16 protein-coding genes and 1 tRNA gene are annotated in these 22,131 nt (G+C 65.6%); 6 read left to right on the top strand and 11 right to left on the bottom strand.

Annotated elements, in window-relative coordinates; genetic code table 11:
• Positions 1 to 326 precede the first annotated feature (326 nt).
• The gene (locus AC5RV2_RS00445; protein WP_494090660.1) at positions 327 to 1,559 is read left to right on the top strand and encodes a stealth family protein; all 1,233 of its coding nucleotides are present in this window, start codon (positions 327 to 329) and stop codon (positions 1,557 to 1,559) included.
• A 77-nt stretch (positions 1,560 to 1,636) separates the two neighbouring features.
• Complete coding sequence (locus AC5RV2_RS00440; RefSeq protein WP_494090659.1) at positions 1,637 to 4,999, top strand: CDP-glycerol glycerophosphotransferase family protein; 3,363 nt, start codon at positions 1,637 to 1,639, stop codon at positions 4,997 to 4,999.
• On the opposite strand, the gene AC5RV2_RS00435 is transcribed toward AC5RV2_RS00440, so the two are convergent.
• The 7 genes from AC5RV2_RS00435 to AC5RV2_RS00405 all read right to left on the bottom strand — a co-directional run bounded on the left by AC5RV2_RS00435 (position 4,996) and on the right by AC5RV2_RS00405 (position 15,287).
• Positions 4,996 to 6,201 carry a CDP-glycerol glycerophosphotransferase family protein gene (locus AC5RV2_RS00435; RefSeq protein ID WP_494090658.1) on the bottom strand — a complete coding sequence of 402 codons (1,206 nt, stop codon included), beginning with the start codon at positions 6,199 to 6,201 and terminating at the stop codon, positions 4,996 to 4,998. The genes AC5RV2_RS00440 and AC5RV2_RS00435 overlap by 4 nt on opposite strands.
• 42 nt (positions 6,202 to 6,243) lie before the next feature.
• Entirely contained in the window at positions 6,244 to 9,051 is a 2,808-nt protein-coding gene (locus AC5RV2_RS00430) for a GH25 family lysozyme (protein ID WP_494090657.1), read from the bottom strand.
• A 316-nt stretch (positions 9,052 to 9,367) separates the two neighbouring features.
• The gene (locus AC5RV2_RS00425) at positions 9,368 to 11,269 is read right to left on the bottom strand and encodes a glycosyltransferase (protein ID WP_494090656.1); all 1,902 of its coding nucleotides are present in this window, start codon (positions 11,267 to 11,269) and stop codon (positions 9,368 to 9,370) included.
• A 196-nt stretch (positions 11,270 to 11,465) separates the two neighbouring features.
• Positions 11,466 to 13,001, bottom strand: coding sequence for an endonuclease/exonuclease/phosphatase family protein (locus AC5RV2_RS00420; RefSeq protein WP_494090655.1), 1,536 nt, complete (start codon positions 12,999 to 13,001; stop codon positions 11,466 to 11,468).
• A 321-nt stretch (positions 13,002 to 13,322) separates the two neighbouring features.
• Entirely contained in the window at positions 13,323 to 13,778 is a 456-nt protein-coding gene (locus AC5RV2_RS00415) for a hypothetical protein (protein ID WP_494090654.1), read from the bottom strand.
• A 268-nt stretch (positions 13,779 to 14,046) separates the two neighbouring features.
• Positions 14,047 to 14,119: transfer RNA gene (locus AC5RV2_RS00410), tRNA-Arg, on the bottom strand.
• Positions 14,120 to 14,432: 313 nt separating this feature from the next.
• On the bottom strand, positions 14,433 to 15,287 hold the full coding sequence (locus tag AC5RV2_RS00405; RefSeq protein ID WP_494090653.1) for a hypothetical protein: 855 nt from the start codon (positions 15,285 to 15,287) through the stop codon (positions 14,433 to 14,435).
• An 82-nt stretch (positions 15,288 to 15,369) separates the two neighbouring features.
• Here AC5RV2_RS00405 and AC5RV2_RS00400 point away from each other — a divergent pair, with 82 nt between their 5' ends.
• Complete coding sequence (locus tag AC5RV2_RS00400) at positions 15,370 to 16,077, top strand: single-stranded DNA-binding protein (RefSeq protein ID WP_494090652.1); 708 nt, start codon at positions 15,370 to 15,372, stop codon at positions 16,075 to 16,077.
• Positions 16,078 to 16,167: 90 nt separating this feature from the next.
• Positions 16,168 to 17,850 (top strand): energy-dependent translational throttle protein EttA, encoded by a 1,683-nt coding sequence (ettA, locus tag AC5RV2_RS00395; RefSeq protein ID WP_493977427.1) that lies wholly within the window; start codon positions 16,168 to 16,170, stop codon positions 17,848 to 17,850.
• 91 nt (positions 17,851 to 17,941) lie between these two features.
• Here the strand turns inward: ettA and AC5RV2_RS00390 are convergent, their stop codons facing one another.
• Positions 17,942 to 18,826 (bottom strand): acyl-CoA thioesterase, encoded by an 885-nt coding sequence (locus tag AC5RV2_RS00390; RefSeq protein WP_493999890.1) that lies wholly within the window; start codon positions 18,824 to 18,826, stop codon positions 17,942 to 17,944.
• A gap of 155 nt (positions 18,827 to 18,981) precedes the next feature.
• On the opposite strand from AC5RV2_RS00390, the gene AC5RV2_RS00385 reads away from it, so the two are divergent.
• Positions 18,982 to 19,512 (top strand): acyl-CoA thioesterase, encoded by a 531-nt coding sequence (locus AC5RV2_RS00385; RefSeq protein WP_494090651.1) that lies wholly within the window; start codon positions 18,982 to 18,984, stop codon positions 19,510 to 19,512.
• Positions 19,509 to 20,186, top strand: coding sequence for a DUF8185 domain-containing protein (locus tag AC5RV2_RS00380; protein WP_494090650.1), 678 nt, complete (start codon positions 19,509 to 19,511; stop codon positions 20,184 to 20,186). The genes AC5RV2_RS00385 and AC5RV2_RS00380 overlap by 4 nt, the downstream gene beginning before the upstream one ends.
• A gap of 28 nt (positions 20,187 to 20,214) precedes the next feature.
• Here AC5RV2_RS00380 and AC5RV2_RS00375 read toward each other — a convergent pair whose 3' ends face one another.
• The 3 genes from AC5RV2_RS00375 to AC5RV2_RS00365 all read right to left on the bottom strand — a co-directional run bounded on the left by AC5RV2_RS00375 (position 20,215) and on the right by AC5RV2_RS00365 (position 22,052).
• A complete protein-coding gene (locus AC5RV2_RS00375) occupies positions 20,215 to 20,742 on the bottom strand; it encodes a globin (RefSeq protein ID WP_494090649.1) in 528 nt (175 codons plus the stop codon).
• 40 nt (positions 20,743 to 20,782) lie between these two features.
• Positions 20,783 to 21,256 carry an OsmC family protein gene (locus AC5RV2_RS00370; protein WP_494090648.1) on the bottom strand — a complete coding sequence of 158 codons (474 nt, stop codon included), beginning with the start codon at positions 21,254 to 21,256 and terminating at the stop codon, positions 20,783 to 20,785.
• An 88-nt stretch (positions 21,257 to 21,344) separates the two neighbouring features.
• On the bottom strand, positions 21,345 to 22,052 hold the full coding sequence (locus AC5RV2_RS00365; RefSeq protein ID WP_494090697.1) for a DUF6541 family protein: 708 nt from the start codon (positions 22,050 to 22,052) through the stop codon (positions 21,345 to 21,347).
• Between the last annotated feature and the right edge of the window lie 79 nt (positions 22,053 to 22,131).

The raw sequence follows: 22,131 nt of genomic DNA, 5'->3' as shown, positions 1-22,131 counted from the left end.
ACTGCGGCGCCACCAATGGCCGTGGAGCAGCGAAAAATGCTGCGTGAAAGGAGCCCATGCGCGTCGGACTCAAGGGCCGTGCAGCGGCAGCTGTTCCGCAGAGTGTCATCCGTGCTGCATTCCGGGCACTTGGCCGCGGCACCGCCCCGCGGAATATGTTGCAGGCGCTGACCGCTCCCATTCGCCCCACCGCGCCCCGGCCGCGTCTGGCCGCATTTCCGGCCGCTGGTTTTCCAAGCGTCAACCGCTTTTCAGCACGTGACGTGGCGGCGGACACCTGCGCCCTCGTTAGCCGTGCGCTGGAACAGGCCCAGGTGGATCACAGGGTGCTGCGCACCCAAGCGGGGATCCCTGTCAGGATAGATCTCCCCGCCAGCCAGTGGTCTTCCGCCGCGGAAGCGATCGCCGGCGCCGCCGGCACCCGCCCCTTCTATGTCCGGGCCGACGGAGAAACCCGCCCGATCGCCGACGGATGGCCGCCCTCGCCGTCTGTGGTTTTCGAAGCGGTGGGACACGGCAGCAGGCTGCTGAGCGGCCCGCACCTAGGTGTGACGCTGGTGCCGCGCGAGGCCGGGTTGCCCGAGCTGGACCTGCTTACTTCGGTTAATTTCCCCGTGGACGTGGTCTACACGTGGGTGGACGGCGACGACCCGCAGTGGCTGCGCAGCAAGGCCAAGGCGCAGGCCGGCGACGACTCAGGCCTGCGCAACAAGACGGCAGCCAATGCGGCGCGCTACGCCTCCCGCGACGAGCTGCGCTATTCCCTCAGGTCACTCGATTACTTCGCCCCCTGGGTGAATCACGTTTATCTGGTGACGGCGGGACAGACGCCGCAGTGGCTGGATACCTCCAACAGCCGGATTACGGTGGTCGATCACCGGGACATCTTCTCCGACCCGACAGCATTGCCCACGTTCAACTCGCACGCCATCGAGTCCCAGCTACACCACATAGACGGCCTGAGCGAACACTTCCTTTACCTGAACGACGACGTGTTCTTCGGGCGGCCGGTGGATCCGGAGCTGTTCTTCCACGGGAATGGACTTGCCAAGTTTTTCCTGTCCGAGCAAGCCGTCGATTACCAGCCGCGCTCGGCGGAGGACCTGCCCGTGGACAGCGCGGCCAAGAACAACCGTGCACTGCTCGAAGCGGCTTTCGGACGCACTGTTGAACGAAAGTTCCAACATGCCGCCCATCCGCAGCGGGTCAGCACCTTGTCGCGGCTGGAACAGGAACATGCGCAGGAGATGCGGCGGACGCAGCACAGCAGATTCAGGGATCCAGCTGACCTCTCCGTGGCGTCCTCGCTGGCGCACTACTACGGTTTCGCCATCGGTGCGGCCGTTCCGGGGAAGCTCTCCTACCGTTACTGTGACATCAACGAGCCGTCGGCCCAGGCGAAGCTGCTGCGATTGCTGCGGCGCCAGGACGCGGACGTGTTCTGCCTCAACGAGATAGACAGCACCGGAATAAACACCCGAAAGGTGGACGCACTGACCCGCAGTTTCCTGAACGCATACTTCCCCGTCGCTAGTTCCTTCGAAAGCGAAAAGTCATGACACCAGCTTCCGGCGCCCTGCGGGGCGCAGTATCCGCAGCCCGCAGGGGCGCCCGCAAAGGCGGCGGGACGGCGAGGGTGGACTTTCATTCGCTGCGCCTGGACCAGCGGGGCCCGGTTCTGCATGCCCGGTTCAGTGTCTCCACCAAACTCCAACCTGCCTCCCTGTGGAGCAAGAATGCGGCCGGCAACTGGACAAAGGTGGCGGACGTAACGGAGGCCCCCGCCGCAGCAGGAAGGGAAAGCCGCAGCTACGACGTCCAGCTTGACTTGGCGCACCTTGCGCAGGCGGCAGCACCTCTCCCGCAGGGCGAGGACGGCGAAATCCTGGGTCTCTTCGTCCAGTTCCGGGCGGCGGCCAAGGACCTGCCGAAGTTCAGCACCAACATCTTCGACGGTGATCCGGCCGGCACTATCCCGACGGAGGCAAGCGGAAAACGGTACGCCGACATCCAATCCGCGTTGGCGGACGGTTCGTTGGCGCGCGACAACACCATGACGGCGTGGGCGTCATTCGGACGTTTCGCCAACACCGAAGTCGGTTCGCTCCGACGGGTCTCGGTCCGAGGAAACACGTTTGAGCCGTACATTAACCGGCACGGGCTGCTGTCACTGGCGGCGAACCGGCCGCTGAAGCCCTATAACGCCGTCTACGTCCACCGGTTGACCGTGCACAGGGGAAGAGTGGACCTGCGGGCAACGCTGGTCACCCGTCACGGTGAGGCTGAAGCAGTGGAGTTGATGCTGCTTGGGCGGGAGAGTGGAGCCCGCTACACTTCAACCGCCGGATTCGTCTTGGATACCGAGGCCACCCGGCGCAAGTACGGGCTGCGTCGGTACAAGGTGCATGCCCGCTTGGACTTGCGCGCCGTCCCCAATGAAGAACTAGTGCGCGACGAGATTCTGGACGCCTGGCTCCAAATCCGTGCGGTAGGCGCAACCGAGCCGCAGCGTACGCGCGTGGGACGTACCCGATACGTGACGCGTAAACTCACCCGTCCCGGATGGCAAAAGCGGGGAGAAAAGACGCTGGCCATCACGCCCTATTACACCTTCAAAGCGAAAAACACGTCTTTCCACGTTGAACTCTTGGATACCGACGCCTTCGAATTCTTGCGGGAGCAGACCCGGAAGCGCCGGCTGCCGGAGGCCCGGACGGAGCGCAAGCCGGTCTGGCTGGTGGGGGAGCGGCCTTACAAGGCCCAAGACACCGGACTGCATTTCTTCCGCTACATGCGGCGGGAACACCCCGAGATCGACACCTACTACGTGATTGACCCTGCGTCGCCGGACCTTCGCAACTTGGACGGGCTGGACCACGTGGTGAATTACCGCTCCAAGGAACATTTCGAGCTGGCCCTGCGGGCCGAACGGTTCATTGGCTCGCACCATCCCGACTTCCTGTATCCCACGTGGCTCCCGCAGTTCCGCAAGGCGGTGGGCGGCGTCAAGGTGTTCCTGCAGCACGGGGTGATGGGCACCAAGTGGATGGTCCCGAATTACGGCAAAAAAGCTCCCGGATTCGACACCGACCTGTTCATGGTGAGCTCCGAGCGGGAAAAAGAATACATCGTCAGCGACTTTGGTTATCCGCCCAAGGACGTGCTGGTGACCGGCCTGTCACGGTTTGACGCGCTCTTCGCCGGCGATGTGTCGGTGCGGCCGAACCAGATCCTGATCATTCCCACGTGGCGGGACTGGCTCCAGAATCCGGACGAGTTCGAAGAGTCCGAGTACTTCCAGGACTGGAACGCGCTGCTCCACGACGAGCGACTGCGTGCCCTAGTGGAGAAGCACGACGCCGAGGTGATCTTCTGCCTGCATCCGAACATGCAGCGATTCCGGCACCACTTCTCCGGGGCACCGGCGCGTGTTATCTCGCAGGGCGAGGTGGACGTGCAGTTCCTGCTCAAGGAAAGTGCTGTACTCCTGACGGACTACTCCAGCGTGGGCTTCGACTTCAGTTTTCTTGAGAAACCGGTGCACTACTTCCAGTTCGACCGCGAGCGCTTCCTGGGACCGCAAGGATCCCACCTGGACTTGGATGAGGAATTGCCCGGCGAGATTGCTTTTGCCCGGTCCGCCGTACTGGACCAGCTGGAGTCCACGCTGGGGCGCGGCTGCACCCCCAAGCCCGAGAATGTCGCCCGCTCCCGCCGCTTCCTGACCTTCCGAGATACCGACAACTGCCAGCGGATCTTCGAGGCGGTAGCGGAAGCCCGCCCCGCTGACCCCCGGTGGAAAAAAGCCATAGACCCGGAGTTGTTCGAACGGCTGTTTGGCAGGTTCCGACGCAGCCGCTTCTACTTCCCGGCCATGCAGCGGATGTTCGCCTTGGTCTCGAAGACGCCCATGGACACGGACCTGATGGTGTTCGAGTCCGGGCTTGGGAAACAGTACGCCGATAGTCCGCGCTATATCTACGAAGAGCTGGTGCGGCGGGGGGACACCCGCCGAAAGGTTTGGGTCTATCAAGGCAAGCTTCCGGCGCCCGATCCCTACACCAAGGTGGTCAAGCGGCTATCGCCGAGCTACTACTGGTATCTGGCCAAGGCCAAGTACTGGATCAACAATCAGAATTTCCCGCATTACTTCCGGCGCCGGAAGGACGGGGTCTTCATCCAGACCTGGCACGGAACGCCGCTCAAGCGAATGGTCCACGACCTGGACACCGTGCATGGCCGGGATTCGGGCTACATTGCACGCGTGGACGAGGCCGTGCAGCAATGGACCACGCTGCTTTCACCCAGCCCCTATGCCACGGAAGCGTTCAGGAGTGCCTTCCGCTACAGAGGCGAGGTTGTGGAGCTGGGGTACCCACGCAACGATATCCTCGTGCGACCCGACGCCGCGCAGCGCTCCGCGGCCGTCCGGCGGAAGCTGGGCATCCCCGAGGGCAAACGTGTGGTCCTTTACGCTCCGACGTTTCGGGACGACCAGCCGACCGGCACGGGACGCTTCCGTTTCGATCTGCCGTTCGACGTGGAAGCCTTCAAAGACCGCTTCGGCGACGATACCGTGCTGCTGCTACGCATGCATGTGTTGGTCAGCGACGCCGTGAAGATTCCGGAAGAAGCGGGCGATTGCGTGTATGACGTCTCCAAGTTCCCCGAAATCCAGGAACTCTACCTGGCCAGCGACGTCCTCATTACCGACTATTCGTCCGTTTTCTTCGACTACGCCATCCTGCAGCGGCCCATCATCTTCTATGCCTACGACCTGGAAAACTACCGCGACACGCTGCGCGGTTTCTACCTGGACTACAACACCGAACTGCCCGGTCCTGTGACGCAAACCGAGGACGAACTCTTCGACGCGATAGACGAGAGCCGTTCGAGCGACCCTGCGCGCGAGCTAAGGCTCAAGAATTTTGTGGCGAAGTACGCCCCGCGCGACGACGGCAACGCCGCCGGACGCGTGGTGGACCGCTTGCTGTCTTAGGGCGCCGGCTGTTCCGAGAGGATCGTACCCACGGCGCTGACGAACCGCGCCGTGCTCGCGCCCGGCGTGGTATCGCCGAAGTGGTGGGCGATCAGCTGCAGCTGGTCGGGGCTGATTCCGGCTGCTGCCGCCTCGGCCAGCAGCGCCGGCGTTCGTGCCGCCTCGGACTGGTCAATGAGCCTGGTCTTGGCGGCCACGCCCTGTGCGTCGATGTGGGCGCCGGGGTCCGACGGCCTCGTCATGAGCAGGGGCTTCCGGCTGGGAAGCCAATCCAAGGCCATGGCAGAGATATCGCAGATGCACAGGTCCGCTTCCGCCATGGCGGCTGAAAAGTCGGCAGCCGTGTCCACCCGGTGGCCCGCTGGCTCCTCCTTTTCCGCGGAGACGATCATCTTTTTGATCTCGTGCAGAGCAGCACGGTGGGCGTCGAGCCTGCTGCCGGTCCGCGGATGCGGCCGGAAGACCAGCCGGTAGCGGGCATCAGCCAGGATGGAGCCGACAATCTCCCGTCCATGGCTAGCCAGGGAGCCGTACGCCATGGCCGGGCGGTCCCCTTCCCACGTGGGGGCGTACAGAACGGTGAGACGTCCGCCGTCGTTCTTGGTTTGCGGGGCAGAAGCGGCGAAGTCCAGTTGCGGCCGTCCCACTTCCACCAGATGGGACTCATCAAACCGCCGCAGGGCGGTGAGGATGCGTTCCCGGGAGGCAGGGCCCGCGATGAAGGCGAAGTCGTAGGCCTTCAGCTGGTTGGAGACCATCGACACTTTGTCGCTCTCCCCGTGGCTCAGGTGCACATGCACCTGAGCCGGCAGGCGGAGAACCGTGAAGTTATCCCGGTTGTTATTGACGTAGAACACCATCCGGGCGCCGGCGCGTTCGATGAATGCCTCCACCTCCGCGATGCCCTTGGTAAGGAACACCGGCAGCGGGGAACCGGGAAGCAGCTCCGCGGCCGTGGCCGGCCGGTGGACCAGAACCGCTACCCGGTGGCGCTCCGCCAGCTTCGCCATGGGAGCCAGCCATTGCCTTACCTGATAGGCACTGTCCGGGCCGTCAGCGAAGTACAGGACGCAGTCGAACCGGTTGCCGGCGACCCTGTTGGCGTCGGCCAGCCGGCTTCGCACTCGGCGTTCCGTCAGCACGCTGTTGGCCTCGGTGAGGATCCGGGCGGCGAGAGGCTGAAGGCGGGACGCGATGGGCAACGGTGAATCCTGACGTCGGAGGGGTGGACCTACCTGAACAGCTTAGAGCTTCCCCACGTTGCGCCGTTTGGCATAGCCGTCGTTGGTCATCGCGTTCCCCCGGTAGAGCCACATGGCGCCGGCACCGGTTGTGGCCAGCAGGTCCACCTTGTTGTCCGAGGTCGTGTCACCGGGTCCGAGGATTTGCTTGTACTGTTGCCATCCGCCGCTGCCGATCTGCCGCTCGGCGTTGAACCACGCTCCCGAAGCAGTCTTGGCGGTGCGTCCCTGCCGCAGCCAGAGAGTGCCGTCGGACTTGCCGGCCACCAGGTCAACGGTGCCGTTGCGGTCATAGTCGCCGACGCCGACAATCTGCGAGTAATGCCAGCCCGTGTCGATACGTGTACGCGAGCCATGCTGGCCGTTGCCCGGGCCGGCGTAAAGCCAGGCCGACCCGTCGGGGCTGACGCCGAGCAGGTCGTTGGTCCCGTCCCGGTTCACATCACCGGTGCCCACAAGAGCCGCGAACTGGTTCCACCCGCCGGTGCCGATCTTCACACGGCGCTTGTAGCCCTCGTTGGATCCGCCGACTGAACCGGTGCCGGCATAGAGCCAGAGGGTTCCGTTGGTCTGTCGGGCCACCAAATCGCTCTTGCCGTCCCCGTTGTAGTCGCCGACCCCGACGATGGAGCTGTAGATGTACCAGCCATGCCCGATCCGCTCGGGCGTCCCAAAGCTTCCCTTGCCGGTTCCGCGCATCAGCCAGAGAGTCCCGTCCGGCTTGCGGCCGATCAGGTCGCTTCGGCCGTCGCCGGTGAAGTCGCCCGGAGTGACCACGGTGTCGAACTGTTTCCAGGTGCTGCTGACCAGCGTCCTGGAGTTGTAGCCCTCGGAATCGACCATCTGGGTGCCCTTGTAGAAGCCCAGCGAGCCATCGGCGCTGATGGTGAGGAGATCGTTTTTCTTATCCCGGTCGTTGTCCCATACTCCGAGGATGTCCGCGAAGGACCCCCAGCCCCAACCGATCTTGCGGGGGGCGGCGAACGTGCCGGTGCCGGTCCTTCCGGTTCCCGTATGCAGCCACAGGGTGCCGTCATCCTTGGACGCCACGACGTCCATGTGCCGGTCGCCGTTGAAGTCCCGCATAGCTACAACCTTGTTGTAGCTGCCCCAGCCGCTGCCGATCTGGCTGCGGGTGCCGGGCTTGCCGTCGCCGGGAGCCGCATACAGCCATACCGTGCCGTCGGACCGCCGGGCGAGGAGGTCATTGGTGCCGTCGCGATTGAGGTCGCCGGGGCCGATGATGTGGGTGAAGCCGTTCCAGCCGCTGCTGCCGATGCGCACCCGCTGCTGGAACGTCCCGTTGCCCTTGCCCTTGTACAGCCAGAGCGAGCCGTCGGTCTGCCGGGCCAAGAGATCGTTCAGCCCGTCTGCGTTATAGTCTCCGGTGCCGATGAGCAGGTTGTAGATCTGCCAGCCGCCGCCGATCCGGGAAGGCGTTTTGTAACCGCCGGCGCCGTTGCCGGGGTAGAACCAGAGCGAGCCGTCCGTCCGGCGGGAAAGCAGGTCGCCGTTGCCGTCCCGGTTCAAGTCGCCCGGTGCGGCGTAGCGCTGGGTGAGATCCCACGTGGCGGTCCGGTTGTAGGCGAAGTTTTGCAGGTCGGTGTACGAACCCCGCCACACGTTCGAGTCGCCCGAGTAGGGGCCCGTGGAGCTGTACTGCCAAATAGCGTAGGAATTCCAGCCAGCCGGCAGCCAGGGGGTGCCGGTGGTGTAGTGCGCGACGTGCAGCGGGTGGTTCTTGAAGGCGGTGCTGTTGCCGGTGCACGTGTTCCACCAGTCCGCGGTGGTGTAGATGGCGGGGAGGCGGCCGGTGCGAGCCTTGATGGTGTTCGAGAAGTCCTTGATCCAGTTGACCATCGCCGTCGGCGACATGCTGTAGCACGTGTTGCCCAGTTCCGGATAGGGGTTGTATTCGATGTCCAGCAGGGGCGGCAGGGTCTTTCCATCGGCGGACCAGCCGCCGCCGTTGTTCACCATGTAGTTCGCCTGCGCCTTGCCCGACGAAACGTTGGGGATGGCGAAGTGGTACGCGCCCCGGATCATGCCGGCGTTGTAGGAACCGGCGTACTGCGACGGGAACAACGGGTTTTTGTACGACAAGGCCTCGGTCGACTTTACATAGGCAAACCGCGCCCCGTAGTTCCACTCGGTTTTCCAGTTGACGTTGGGCTGGTGACTGCTGACGTCCATGCCCTGGACCCCGCTGGGCTTCCATCTGGTGCGGCTGAACGAGGGGAGCCCCGCGGGTGCCGCAACGCTGGTGCGTTCGATGTCGAGGACTTCCAGCTGGGCGTCGAGTTCTGCCAGCACTTCCGGCTGTTCCAGTTCCCGCTCACGTTCCCGGCGCTGCTGGAGACCTTGGCCCATGTCGGCGCCGTGTTCGCCCTGCAGGGTCTTCAGGAGCTCGCGGAGTTGCTCCTGGCTAAGCTCCTCGACCGGCACCTCGACGGATTCCGGCTCGTCTTCCGTCAGGCTCGTGTCGCCGGCTTCGGGGGAGGGCTGTGCCGTCGGTTCCTCCGTGGCGACGGCTGGGGAGGAAGGCTGCGTCCCCTCCGAAGGTTGTTCGAGGTCCGGCGGCAGTCCGGTTTCGCCGTCGCTCTGGGGCTCAGTGCCGGCCGAGTCGCCGGGCGCCGGATCGGAGGGCGAAGGTGACGCAGTTCCCAGGCCGGTGGCCGCGGGGGCCTGCAGCAGGGCACCGTCGGGTGTCGACGCCTGCGAGTCCGGTGCTGGTTGCTGCAGGGCCTGTGCGGATGCACCGGGGGCCATCAGGAGGCCCAGCGCCATTATGACGGCGGTTGCGCTGGCCACACGGGCAGTGGCTCGCTGGTTTCGTTTGGGAGAGGCTGCGGGGCTGCGGAAGCTGGGCATGAAATGCTCCGGACAATAGGGCACGAACGGGCCGGGTCAAGAGAGCCGCAACCTCCGGTCAGCAAAGGTGAAGCGTCGGCTCAAGGTAGGTTAAACGTTATCAGCCGCAGGGGCGGAAACACTGAGTGAGGGCGCGCGTTTCCACGAAAGTCGACAACTGTTAGCCGGCCGTTAATGTGCGTTGCAGCGTGCAGCACGGAAGGGCCGCCAGCCCGGGCGGGAGCCGCTGGGCCGGGATGTGGGGGCGGGCGGCGGGTCAGTCTTGGGGCTTGTGCTTCATCGACAGGGAACCATGCTTGGTGGCGTAGAGCCGGTACGACGGCCCGGCCTCCACCTCGAGGGTGCTGAAGGCGAGCCGCAGTTCTTGGTCGTTCCCAGCCAGGCGGGCGTGGAAGTCAAAGATGTCGCCCGGTGCAGACTCCGGAATTTGAAGCTGCCAGGTTCCGTCGTGAAGGTGGGCGGCGGTCGTCGCCTTATCGCGCCTTCGGCGTACGAAAACCTCCGCCGCCTCGACTATCCCCGGCCGGGGAGCAAGGCGGAGGATGTCACCTTCCCACCACGCACGCTCGAACAGGCGTTCCACTGTCTTCCCGGTGACCCGCGCCGCGCGCGGAGGCGCCGCCAGAACCTGCTGCCATGACTCTACGAAGGTTTCGGCGTTGAACCGGCCCAGGGTCCGGATTGCGTTTTCCCCCATCTTCCGGCGAAGCTCCTCGTCCTCCATGAGGGCGAGGGCGCGGTCGGCCAGCAGCCCGGTGTCACCGAAGGGGACCAAACACCCGTTTTCTCCGTCCACGATGACGTCTCGGGGGCCGTAGTTGGCATCATAGGCTGCCACCGGGACGCCGTAGGACATGCTCTCCAGCAGGATCAGCGGGAATCCTTCCGATTGTGAGGTCAGGAGGGTCAAGCATGCCCCTGCGTAGATGTCATCCGGGCTGTTGGCGAACGGCATGAAACGGACGTGCGAGCGGATGCCCAGTTCGTCGATCAGCGTCTGAATCCGGGTTTCCTCGTCGTCGCTGTAGCCGAAGCCGAACACCTCCAGGCGGGCGCTGGGACGGGAAGCGAGAATCTTGGCAAAGACGCGCATGGCTTCGTCTACGCGCTTTTTCGGGTGGGTGCGGGCCACCAGTACGATCCGGTCGGCGTCGACCGCCTTGTCTTCCTCCCTTGCCGCCGGCGCCACCTGGGGGATCACAGCCAGTTGGTCGCCGTGGCCGAACTCGGAGCGGATGTCTTCCCGCTGGGCTTCCGTGAGAAGAACCACCGAGTCCCATCCGCCAAGGGTCCCCAGGAGCCGGCGCCAGCTCGGGCTGACACCGGAACCAAGCGTGTAGGGGTGCTCCAAATGGTTGCTGTGGACCGCGGCGACCTTGCCCAGATTGGGGTGGCGGAGCGAATGGACGACGTCGTCGAGGTTTTCGGCCGGCAGGTTGGGCAGGTTTTCCCGGAATTCCGAGGTGATGACCGGCGCCTGTTCGCCGGCGAGCAGGCGTTCGAAGGCGAATCTGTACAGCTGGCCCATCGACGCGAAGGGTTGTGGCTCGGGGCCGTAGAGGTACGCCTTGCGCCACTGCTTCTCGCCGGGGTTTTGCAGGATGGTGAGAAAGCATTGGCCGTCGCGGCCGATGTAGCGCTGGGCGGCCGGGGTGGCGGAGCCGGGCTGGTAGTCCAGGATCCTTGCGACGCGGCCGTGCTCGTCCAGTTCCCAGCGGCGGGTGCGCAGCCGGTCCGGGCCGAGGTCCTCGATGGCCGCCGGGATTCCGCTGGCGTGGAACCGGACGTAGTGCTCCTGGACTCCGTTGCGGAAGTAGGCGAAGGCTCGACCGGACGTTCCCACCGGGAACCGGACGAAGTCGGCGTCGCCGGGCGGCTGGACGCTGGGTCTAGTCTCGAGATCCGGGCTCGGGTCCAATGAAGCCAGCACGCTGCGGACCTTGACGTCGGGGTGCAGGTGGCCGTCGGCCTTCAACTCGGCTACGTCGGCTTCCAGCCGAGGCTGGAACCCGAGAACCTCAATCCAGACATCAGCGAAACGGCCCTGCTCGGCCAAGGCGCTGGCGCGGGACCGCACGGCCTTGACCAGACCGCCGCGCTTCAGCGCGAGCGTGTTGACCGGGAAGTGCGCCGTCGGCATCGGCTCAGGTGTCTGCATTGCGGTAGCTGTTGTCCCCATCGTTCTCAAGCGGCCCGCCTAGGAGGGCTGAGCCGGCAAGTTTGCGCCCCGGACAGGAATCGAACCTGCGACCAAGCGATCAGGGGCTGCTGGTTTTGGTCGTCTCTCAACATAGCTCATATGCCGCTGGCTTGCGGGTATAACGCCCCTGATGCTCGGTGCCCTGCGGCCGGGCCTACTTAAGCTTCATCTTGGCGACGACCATGTTGTGGTCCGAGCCCGGGGTGGAGCGCAGCCGGCCGGCGGCGTCAATGTCGAGCACGTTCTCATAGGAGACGGTGCCGGCAATGTTCTTTGTGAACACGTAGTCGATCCGCCCGAAGGTGGAGTTCTGCTGCTTCTTGTAGCCGTTGGTCGTGGGGTAGAGGAAATCGGTCTTCCTAGCCGAGGAGGCGCTGTCGGTCCAGCCGCCCTTGATGAAGGCCTCGTGCGGCGCGTTCGAGGGCAGTTGGTAAAAGCTGCTGTTCATGTCGCCGCCGGCGACGACCGGGAGCCTGCGGGTGTTGAGCGCGTTCATCTTCCGGTTAACGGTCTCCATGGTGGAGGTCTTCGACACAGTGCCGCGCAGCGGCAGCTTGGGGGAGACGTGGAAGGACACGGCGTAGAACTGCTTGCCGGTCTTCTTGGACTTCAGCAGCACCCAGGCCGCGCCGCGCGGGCCCTCGCCCCTGGCGACGGGCAGGGCGAAGGTGCCGCGTTCGACCAATGTGTACTTGGACGTCTTGTACGCGATGCGGTTCACGTATTGCTTGGTGCCGGCCTTTTCCGGGGCTCGGTCGAGGGCGTAGCCGAGCGACTTGAGCCGGGGCTGGAAGTCGGTCATGGCTTTCGTGTTCGCGGTGCCCGGGATATTGACGTTCAGGGCCTCCTGGAGCAGGAGCACGTCCGGGCTTTTCGCCTTGATGGTCCGCAGGTGGGTCATCTTGCGGGTGTTCCAGTGCGGGGCGCCGGTGACTTTGCAGCTGGCGCAGAGCAGGTTCTGGCTGGCCACGGTCAATGGCTCAGTGCCGGACACGGCCGGCGCCGCCGGGTAGGCGGTGAGCCGGGTGGAGGTGCGGGTTTTGTAGGTCTTGTTGTGGGCGTAGACGCGGATGAAGCTGGGCATAGAGGAGCGGGAGCCGTGCGTGAGCCTGGTGATCTTCAGACTGGTGCCCGTCACATTGGAGAAGGTGCGCGGCCGCAGGGTCATGGCCATGTTGTCCGCGATCTTTACGGTGTAGTGGGTGGTGCTCGCGGTCCGGTTCCAGGAGACGGTGATGCTGTCGGTGCCGCCGGCCGCCTTCAGGGTGGTGAACGCGCCGGGGTAGTTGGCCTGGGTAGTCGCCTTCAACGTCTGCGACCAGGCCGAGCGGAGGTACTCTCCGTAATCACTGCCCGGCTCCCGGTACAGCGCCCGGTACTGGATGTAGTAGGTCGTGGCGTCATCCAAGTCGCCCAGGTAGCGGCTGTTGACCTTTTCGATGACAGGGGCGCCGGCCATGTCGGAGCGCGTGGAATAGCGGACCTCGTAACGGTTGGCTCCGGACACCGGATCCCAGGCCAGTGCGAAGCCGGTGTGGCCGGCGGAGACCAGTTCGGGTCTGTCCAGGCTGGCAGCCACCTGGATCTCTGCGCTGGCGGGTGCCGCCGCCGCGGGGCCGGAAACGAATCCGCCGAGCAGGGACGCGGCGAGCAGTGCGGCCGCGGTGCGGCGCAGGGGAGTGGTCTTCATGACGCTCCTGGGCGAGTGAACGGTCTCTTACAGGAGACACACGTCGAAACCCCGAAGCCTTCCCCCGCACAAAAGTATGAGCTATCTCTCCGGAATTGCGAAACGATTCAACCGAGCGTTGTCATCCGTCGCGTCGGGCCCACCGCTATCACCTACCAATAGCGGGCTAAACGTCCCGGAAATGGCCTGCCACCGCTGAAGGATTTTCTGGAAGGAAGCCTGCTTTTGCCCGCCAGAGTGGCATTTGTCGTGGCGCACGCAATCGTCGGGAACGAAGTGACGACGTGGCACTCCGGCTGAACAGTTGTCATTCCTGGCTGCCTAGGCGTCGGTGAGGATCTCACGCCGCAACTGCCGCAGGCTTCGCTCGTTGTGGCGGACGACAAAACCTGCAAGCCGTCCTCCCAAGTCCGAGAACGCAGTGATAGGCGTGACACGGAACTGCCCATCCGCCTCTTCCCACACGAGTTGGGCCTGCAAGGTTATGTTCCGGACAGCACTCCGGGGTACGGTGCGGTCCCTAAAGAATCCGAGCACTCTGACTTCGGAGGCTGATATCCGAACGCCCAAGCGCCAGTTTCGCCAGCCAGCCAGCAGCAGCAACATCCCTACGGCAATATCAAAAGCCAGCCCGGCCTCGTGCCCCTCTGATGACCCAAACCGGACAGAACCGGTGTGCATCTCGTAGAAGGCCACAACCAGGAACAACAAGACGAACGCGAAGAGGGAGGCCCGCGAAATGAAAAGGGGACGCAGTATCAAGACCGGTTCCGCCACGATGTTTGGCCTCCTGTTCCTCAAAGTCTCTTTAGCGGCAATTCGACGACGAGCAATAACCGTTGAATGTGCTTCGCGTAGTTTTGGGATCGATCCGCCGATCGATAAGCAGGGGGGCGTCCTACCTGCGTGGTCGCATTCAGCGGAGCCGTCGGAGAAACCAGTGTAGAACGAATCCGGAGGGTTAGCGGTGAATCCGCTTACCCTCAGTAGAGCCAAAAGAGCGGCCCGGTTCAGGCATAACGCCTGGGCAGAGCCGCTTTTGTTGCGCCCCGGACAGGAATCGAACCTGCGACCAAGAGATTAGAAGGCTCCTGCTCTATCCGCTGAGCTACCGAGGCTGATGACCGGCTACTGTTCACTCACTTGTCCACTCCAATTCCGGAGTCTCCAAATGTGTCCAGCGAGTGCCCACACTCGTGGACGCCAATGCGGTCGGTGCTTAGTCTAGCAATTCGTTCAGGGCCGGGCGCGATGGCGGCCGCGGTCGCGCTGTCCGTCGTCGCCCAGGGCTGCGGCGCACTGCCACAGGGAAGAAGGACGTACAGTTCTAACCCCGTTTCGTCCTGCCGCCATCGCCAGGCTGCGCCGCCGGGCGCGCACAGACTCCCGCGGCTGGGCGTTCGGCGGGCGCCCAGCCGCGGAAGGAACTTGCTACTGGCCGGTTCCGGCGTCGGCGCCACCATCGACCGTGCCGCCCTGCCCATCCAAGCCCTGTTCCGGGATGTCTTCCGGTGCCGGTGTCTGGCTCGGCTCCGGTGTCTGGCTCGGTTGCGGGGCAGGCTCGGCGGTCTGGCTTGTGTCGGGGGCAGGGGCCGGGGCCTGATCGGTGCCGTTCGATTCGCTATTTCCAGGCTCTTCAGTTTCGGTTGAACTGTTCCCGCCGACCGAGGGATCGTCAGTGGTCGCAGCGTCGTCGGCGGCACCATCTCCAGTCTTCGCGGGCTCCCCGTCCTGCTTGACCGGCTTGTCCGTTCGCTCCGTGGCATCCTTGTCTCCGCCCAGGGCGCCAAGGGTCGTCTTGTGGGCGCTTGAGGCATGGTCGATGCCCGTAGTCGAGGAGACCAGACTGGAGATCGGCTGGCTGGTGCCGAGCTCCACCGCGGTGATGCTGACCATCGCGATGGCGAAGGCCGCGGCGCTGGCCAGTCCAACCTTGACCCACGTCATCGGGGCGATGGGCTTTCGGGCGGGTTTAGGCTGCGGTTCGATCGCTTCCGACGGGGCGCTGGCGGCCACCTTTTCGACCTCCCGCAGGGCACCGATTCGAGCCTTGGGAATTTTCTTCATGGCCACAGTGGCGGCCGAACTCAGTGTCCGGGCATAGAGCGCGGCGCCAACGGTGGCGACGACGGAGCCAACTGCGGCGCCGATGAGCGTTCCGGCGACGCCGAGAAAGGACCCCACCAATGCGGAGGTTACCGCGGCCAGCGCCGAGCCAATAGTTTGGGTGCCACTTAGTCCGAGAAGCGGCTTGCGCTTGTCGTCGGCAGCGGAGTCGTCAGCCATTTGATACCTAATCCGGTCGGAGATTATTACGGATAGGTAACGATACCTGTCCGCGGACGGTTCCCGGCACGGCCGTTGTCTAATGGAGACGCTGCTCACACCCGCCCTCCACAAGGACACCGCCCGGCGCCGCGGTGCACATGCCGCGTGGACCGCTTCACCGCAGGTGCTGGAGCGGCGAGGCTCGATGGTGTCGGCAGGGCGCCGGCGCTACAGCAGACGGGAGAAGAGCATGAGCGACTACATTACGGTGCGCGGGACGGTCGGTACCGAGGTGCAGCAGCGGCGCACGCACGGAGGTGATGCCGTGGCGGAGTTCCGGCTGGCTTGCTCGGGGGACTGGCTGAACCGGGAGACCGGCGAGTGGGTCAAAGGGCAGACCAACTGGTACACCGTCCAGGCGTTCCGGGGCCTGGCGGAGAACCTGTGGCGCAGCCTGGCGAAGGGCGATCCGGTGGTGGTCAGCGGCAAGCTCAAGCTGCGGCAGTGGTCAACCGACGACGGGCGGCGCGGCACCGCTCCCGAGATCGACGCCGACACAGTGGGCCACGACCTGCGGCGCGGCTCTGCCTCGTTCACCAAGATCGCTGTGCCGGCAGCGGCCTCGCGCGAAGCCGCTGAGACCGGGCAGGGCGGCGCCGACTACCGCGCGATGGCCCTGGCCAGTGCCAGTGCCGGCTCCGGGGAATCAACCGACGGAGAGTTCGGCCTCGAGCCAGGCCTGGGCGGCAGCGGCGGCCACGCCGACGAGGACCGGCAGGAGGAGACGCAGCTGTCCCGGGCGAGTTGATCTGTTGCTCGGGGTGTCCGAGCCGCCGGGACAGGGGATGCGGTGCGGCAGAATATGTGATCGTGGCGCGCAGCGACTAGCCTTGAGGGCATGGCGGAATTCATTTATACGATGTCCAAGGCCCGCAAGGCCGTTGGCGACAAAGTCATTCTGGACGACGTAAGCATGTCGTTCTTCCCCGGCGCCAAGATCGGTGTCGTCGGCCCCAACGGTGCGGGCAAGTCCACGATCCTGAAAATCATGGCCGGCTTGGACACCCCCTCCAACGGCGAAGCCAGGCTCAGCCCCGGTTACACCGTTGGCATCCTGCTGCAGGAGCCGCCGCTGAACGAGGAGAAAACCGTCCTGGGCAACGTCCAGGAAGGCGTCGGCGAGATCTACGGCAAGATCCAGCGCTTCAACGAAATCTCGGAAGAGATGGCCAGCCCGGATGCCGACTACGACGCGCTGCTCGAGGAAATGGGCAAGCTGCAGGAGGCCATCGACGCCGCGGACGCCTGGGACATCGACTCCCAGCTGGAGCAGGCCATGGACGCGCTGCGCTGCCCGCCGGGCGACGCTGACGTGACCGTGCTCTCCGGCGGCGAGCGGCGCCGCGTGGCACTGTGCAAGCTGCTCCTGCAGAAGCCCGACCTGCTGCTGCTCGACGAGCCCACCAACCACCTCGACGCCGAAAGCGTGCTGTGGCTGGAGCAGCACCTGAAGTCCTACCCGGGTGCCGTCCTCGCCGTGACCCACGACCGGTACTTCCTCGACCATGTGGCCGAATGGATCGCCGAAGTGGACCGCGGCCACCTCTACCCGTACGAGGGCAACTACTCCACCTACCTGGAGAAGAAGCGCGCCCGGCTCGAAGTCCAAGGCAAAAAGGATGCCAAGCAGGCCAAGCGCCTGACCGAGGAACTGGATTGGGTCCGGTCCAACGCCAAGGGCCGACAGACCAAGTCCAAGGCCCGTCTGGCCCGCTACGAGGAAATGGCTGCCGAGGCGGAGCGCACCCGGAAGCTGGACTTCGAAGAGATCCAGATCCCGCCGGGACCGCGGCTCGGCCAGCTGGTCATCGAGGCCAAGGACCTGTTCAAGGGCTTCGGCGACCGCGAGCTGATCAAGGACCTGTCCTTCTCGCTGCCGCGCAACGGCATCGTCGGCGTGATCGGTCCCAACGGCGTCGGCAAGACGACCCTGTTCAAGACGATCGTCGGACTCGAACCGCTCGACGGCGGGGAGCTGAAGATCGGCGATTCCGTGAAGATCTCGTATGTGGACCAGTCCCGCGGCGGCATCGACCCGAACAAGACCCTGTGGGAGGTCGTCTCCGACGGGCTCGACCACATCCAGGTCGGTCAGGTGGAAATGCCGTCCCGCGCTTACGTCTCTGCGTTCGGCTTCAAGGGACCGGACCAGCAGAAGAAGGCCGGCGTGCTTTCCGGCGGTGAGCGCAACCGGCTGAACCTGGCCCTGACCCTGAAGCAGGGCGGCAACCTGCTGCTGCTCGATGAGCCGACCAACGACCTGGACGTCGAAACGCTCTCCAGCCTGGAAAACGCGCTGCTGGAATTCCCCGGCTGCGCCGTGGTGGTGTCGCACGACCGCTGGTTCCTGGACCGGGTGGCCACGCACATCCTGGCCTACGAGGGCACCGAGGAAGAGCCGGCGAACTGGTACTGGTTCGAGGGCAACTTCGACTCCTACGAGCAGAACAAGGTCGAGCGGCTCGGCCCGGACGCGGCCAAGCCGCACCGCGTCACGCACCGCCGCCTGACCCGCGACTAGCACGGACACATGGAACGGCCGGGCCCCGCTACGGAGCCCGGCCGTTCTCTTTGGCCCGTTTTTTGTCGCACGTGAGGCGGGCGACTCCGGCTTACGGAATCCGGATCATGCCTTCCTGGGCGACGGTGGCGACGAGTTCGCCGGCCCGGTTGAAGATCTTGCCGACCGCGAGGCCGCGCGCGCCGGAGGCACTGGGGGAGGACTGCACGTAGAGCAGCCAGTCGTCCACCCGGACCGGGCGGTGCCACCACATGGCGTGGTCCAGGCTGGCGACGCTCATGCCCGGCGTGACCCAGCTGACGCCGTGCTGGCGCAGGATGGGTTCCAGCAGGGTGTAGTCGCTGCCGAAGGCCAGCGCGGCCCGGTGCAGGCCCTGGTCGTCGGGCAGCGGCCCTTTGGTCTTCATCCAGACGGCGTTGACCGCCTGCCGTTCGCCCTTGGCCTGGACATAGAGGGCGTCCTGGACATGGCGGACGTCGAACGGGCGGTGGTAGGCCATGTGCCGCGCCACCGGGTGGTCCACCTTGCCGAGCAAGTCCGCGGTGCTCGGCAAGGTTTCCGGGTCCGGGATTCCGTCGGGGAAGTCTTCCTGGTGTTCGAGCCCCTCGGCCGGGGTCTGGAACGAGGCGATCATGGACAGGATCGGCACGCCGTTCTGATAGGCATGGGTGCGGCGGGCGGAGAACGAACGGCCGTCGCGCAGCCGTTCGACGCCGAAGGTAATCGGCAGGTCGGCGTCGCCGGCACGCAGGAAGTACCCGTGCATGGAATGGATGGGCCGGTCCGGTTCCACGGTCCGTACCGCCGCGATCACGGACTGTGCCAGCACCTGGCCGCCGAAGACCCGGCCGCGCGGCTGCTTTTCGGAAACGCCGACGAAGATTTCCTCGTCCGTATTCGCGCCGTCGGCATCGGAGAGGTCCAACAGCTCCAGCAACACCGCCGTCGGATCGACGTGTTCCTCGATGGCGGTCATGTAGTCTCCTTGCCGATTACCCGCGGGTACGAACACCTCCGACAGTAGTTGGCACCGCTCAACCGCTCAACTCCGGGGCGCCCCCGCATGCCGGAGCACGACGGTGGGCCGGCAGCGGGTTAGTTGCGGCTCCCGCGCTTTGAGAGGATGGCATCATGCCTACCGTTCCGCACCATGCCCCGAGGTTCCCGATCCAGCTGAGATTCAGCGACATTGATTCCTACGGACACGTGAACAATGTGACCTACCTGGGCTATCTGGAAACGGCCCGAGTGCTGCTGCACCGGCTGCGGCCGGACCTGCCGGCCACCGCGGGCCGCAAGCCGGGTGCGACGCTGCGTGAACTCGGTGGCGACGGAAACCAGACGCTGGTGGGACGGCAGGAAATCGAATACCGGGTACCGCTGGACTACCGTGCGGAACCAGTCCACGTCGGCGTCTGGGTGACGAGGATCGGTTCTTCGAGCTTCGACCTGGGCTACGCGGTCGTTGATGCCGACACCGGGGAGCCGGGCACCGTGCATGCGCTGGGCGCCTCGACCATGGTGCTGGTTGCTGCCGCGACGGGACGGCCGGTGCCGCTGCCCGATGCGTACGGCGCCGCCTTGCAGCTGTGGGCCGGGCCGCCGGTTCCGTTCCGCAACAGTGCCGGCGCAGCCGGTACGAACGGAGAGGCCGCAGAATGATGTCCCCCGGAACACCCGTCCTGCAGCTGGCCGATGTCCAGGTAGCGGCCGACCTGAAGACCTTCGTCAGCCGGTCCCGTGCCGCCGGTGACGGCGCCATCCACCTGCAGGCCTTCGGCAGCGTGCTGGCCGCCTACGTGTGCATGATGCGGCCGCGGATTCTGGGCGAGGCGACGCCGACGATCCTGGGGCTGCGGGTCATGCCGCTGGCGGCGCCGGCCGCCGTCGAGGAGACCGTCACGCTGGCCTCGGTTGGAGACCGGCTGGCCAGGATGGGGAACGAGGAAACCGGCCTGGCCCTTCCCCCCACGACCGTGACGGAATCCTGGACGGGTGTGCTGCCGCCGCGGTCCGGGTGGGAGCGCGTCGGCGGCCTGCAGGCCGAGGTGTTGGAGGAGGCTGCCCGGGCGGGCATCCGGGAGATTTCCGAGGCGTTGCCGGACAACCCCGGACAGCTCATCGTCAACAACGCGCGGAGCACCGTCTGGAGCCGGCCGCTGCCCGCTGCCGGCGGACTGCCGGAATCGGTGGAACTCCCGGCCGGGGCGGCGTTTGCCGCCCTCACGCTGGGCTTCCTCGACGGGAACCCGGCGGAGGTGTACCGGAACGGCCGCTGGCTGCGGCTCAGCACCGGGCGCGGCCACGTGCTGGTGCGCAGCGGCGCCTCGCTGTAGCGGGAGCCGGCTGCGTCGCAGGAGCAGGTCAGGCGCTGTTGACCATGGAGTGGGCGGCGCGCTCGAAGTAGTCCCAGAGCGTCTGCTCGTGCAGCGGCGGCAGTTCCAGGGCATCCACGGCGCGGCGCATGTGCTTGAGCCAACGGTCGCGGGCGTCGAAGTCCACTTTGAACGGCTGGTGTCGCATCCGCAGCCGCGGGTGGCCACGCTGTTCGCTGTAGGTTCCGGGGCCGCCCCAGTACTGTTCCAGGAACATCCGCATCCGGACCTTGGCCGGCCCGAGGTCCTCTTCGGGGTACATCTGGCGCAGCACGTCGTCCTCTGCGATCCCGTCGTAGAAGACGTCCACGAGTTTCACGAACGTCTCGTGCCCGCCGACGGCGTCGTAGAAGTTGTCCGTGTACGAGGGCTGCTTGAACGCGTTCGCGGCGGCCGGAGCCGGGGTCAGGGTGGCCAACGGCTGGCCGAAACGGGACGGAAGGGCCGCGCCGTCGGCCGGCTGCGCCGCACCGGGGGGCGCGGCGGGCTGTCCGAGGGTTTGGGGTGTTTCGCTCATTGATGGTCTCTGTTCGCTGATGCTGTCTTGCACCATTGTCTCAGCCCGCGACGACCCGGGGTTCGTGGTGGACGGGGAAGTTCACGCTGCGCGCAATGAAGCAGACCTTGTTGGCATCCGCATGGAGCCGCTGGGCGAGTTCGGTCTGGCCCGGATCGCCGATCGCCACCCTGGGCCGCAGCATCACGGACGTGAATTCGCCGCTGCCGTCACGGTTTAGGCGCAAGGTGCCCTCGGCGTCGTCGTCGTAGGCCGTCACCACCAGCCCGTTCTTCACCGCGACGTGCAGGTAGGAGAGCATGTGGCACTGGGACAGGGCCGTGAGCAGCAGCTGTTCCGGGTTCCAGCGGTCCTTGTCGCCGTGGAAGGTGGGGTCGGCGGTGCCGGCCAGCTCCGGCAGCCCTGCCGCGCGCACCACGTGGTCCCGCCCGTAGCCGCGGTAACTGGCGGTGCCTTCGCCGCGGTTGCCGGTCCAGTGGAGGGAAACTGCGTAGCGGTGCTCGGAAAGGTTCATGCCGCCATTAAACCCCGTGCTCCTGCCGACCGGCGGTACCGGCGGGACGGCACCTGCCCGGAGACCGCCTCTGCCGGGCGCAGACGTCTCAGCGGCAGGCGGTGATTTCGTAGAGCGCCGCGGTGCCGTCGGACGCGATCAGGCGGAAGCCGCGGGAGAAGTCAATGTCTTGGAATCCCGGCCACTGGTGTTTTTCGCTGTGTTGGTAGCCGCGGATCGGCTGGTCGTCGTACAGGTGGGTGGCACCGGTGCTGTGCAGTGCGCCGCAGACCTGCGGATCGGACCCGATGTCGCGGAAATAGTGCCGCAGGTAGTCCTTGTCCGCGCTGCCGGCGCTGCTGACGTTCTGGAAATAGACGGTCCGGTGGCCCGTGAGGGAGTAGATGTAGGGCAGGCCGTTGAAGGGGTCGCCGATGACGATCGCGTCGTCGGGCAGCAGCGGTTCCAGGGAGTTGATGAACTCCTGCTCGTCGCCCATCAAAGCGCGCCCGTCGCGGTGCTCGGTGATGCCGTAGCGGATGGAGGCCGCCTCCACCCGGACGTCGTGCCGGAAGCCGCCGGAGGTCACGAAGACGGCGGCCAGCACGGCAAACGCCAGCGCCGCGGCCACCGCTTGGTGCCAGCGGGCCTGGTTGCGGGTCCGGATAAGCCCGGCCAGGAGCGTGCACAGCCGCTCCAGGGCCAGGGCAGCGAAGACGACGCCGAAAGTGTGGACCAGCGGGGCGATCCGGGGCGGGTCGGTGTACCAGAAGCCGCTGAGCCAGCGGAAGGGGCGCTGTTCCGGGCCGCGCTTCAGGCGAGTTGCCCAAACCCGGGTAATCTGTGAAGCAGATCATACCGACGGCAGCAGCCCGGTGGCCCCCTGCTTGCGCAGG

This window comes from Arthrobacter sp. Y3225116 (assembly GCF_059091245.1).
Note: the sequence above shows the minus strand (reverse complement) of the source record. Positions and strands in the feature narration are given on the sequence as shown.

Coding starts and splice junctions, on each gene's coding strand:
- AC5RV2_RS00425 (WP_494090656.1), bottom strand. CDS start 11,269: ATGCAGACACCTGAGCCGATGCCGACGGCGCACTTCCCGGTCAACACG.
- AC5RV2_RS00420 (WP_494090655.1), bottom strand. CDS start 13,001: ATGAAGACCACTCCCCTGCGCCGCACCGCGGCCGCACTGCTCGCCGCG.
- AC5RV2_RS00405 (WP_494090653.1), bottom strand. CDS start 15,287: ATGGCTGACGACTCCGCTGCCGACGACAAGCGCAAGCCGCTTCTCGGA.
- AC5RV2_RS00400 (WP_494090652.1), top strand. CDS start 15,370: ATGGAGACGCTGCTCACACCCGCCCTCCACAAGGACACCGCCCGGCGC.
- ettA (WP_493977427.1), top strand. CDS start 16,168: ATGGCGGAATTCATTTATACGATGTCCAAGGCCCGCAAGGCCGTTGGC.
- AC5RV2_RS00390 (WP_493999890.1), bottom strand. CDS start 18,826: ATGACCGCCATCGAGGAACACGTCGATCCGACGGCGGTGTTGCTGGAG.
- AC5RV2_RS00385 (WP_494090651.1), top strand. CDS start 18,982: ATGCCTACCGTTCCGCACCATGCCCCGAGGTTCCCGATCCAGCTGAGA.
- AC5RV2_RS00380 (WP_494090650.1), top strand. CDS start 19,509: ATGATGTCCCCCGGAACACCCGTCCTGCAGCTGGCCGATGTCCAGGTA.
- AC5RV2_RS00375 (WP_494090649.1), bottom strand. CDS start 20,742: ATGAGCGAAACACCCCAAACCCTCGGACAGCCCGCCGCGCCCCCCGGT.
- AC5RV2_RS00370 (WP_494090648.1), bottom strand. CDS start 21,256: ATGAACCTTTCCGAGCACCGCTACGCAGTTTCCCTCCACTGGACCGGC.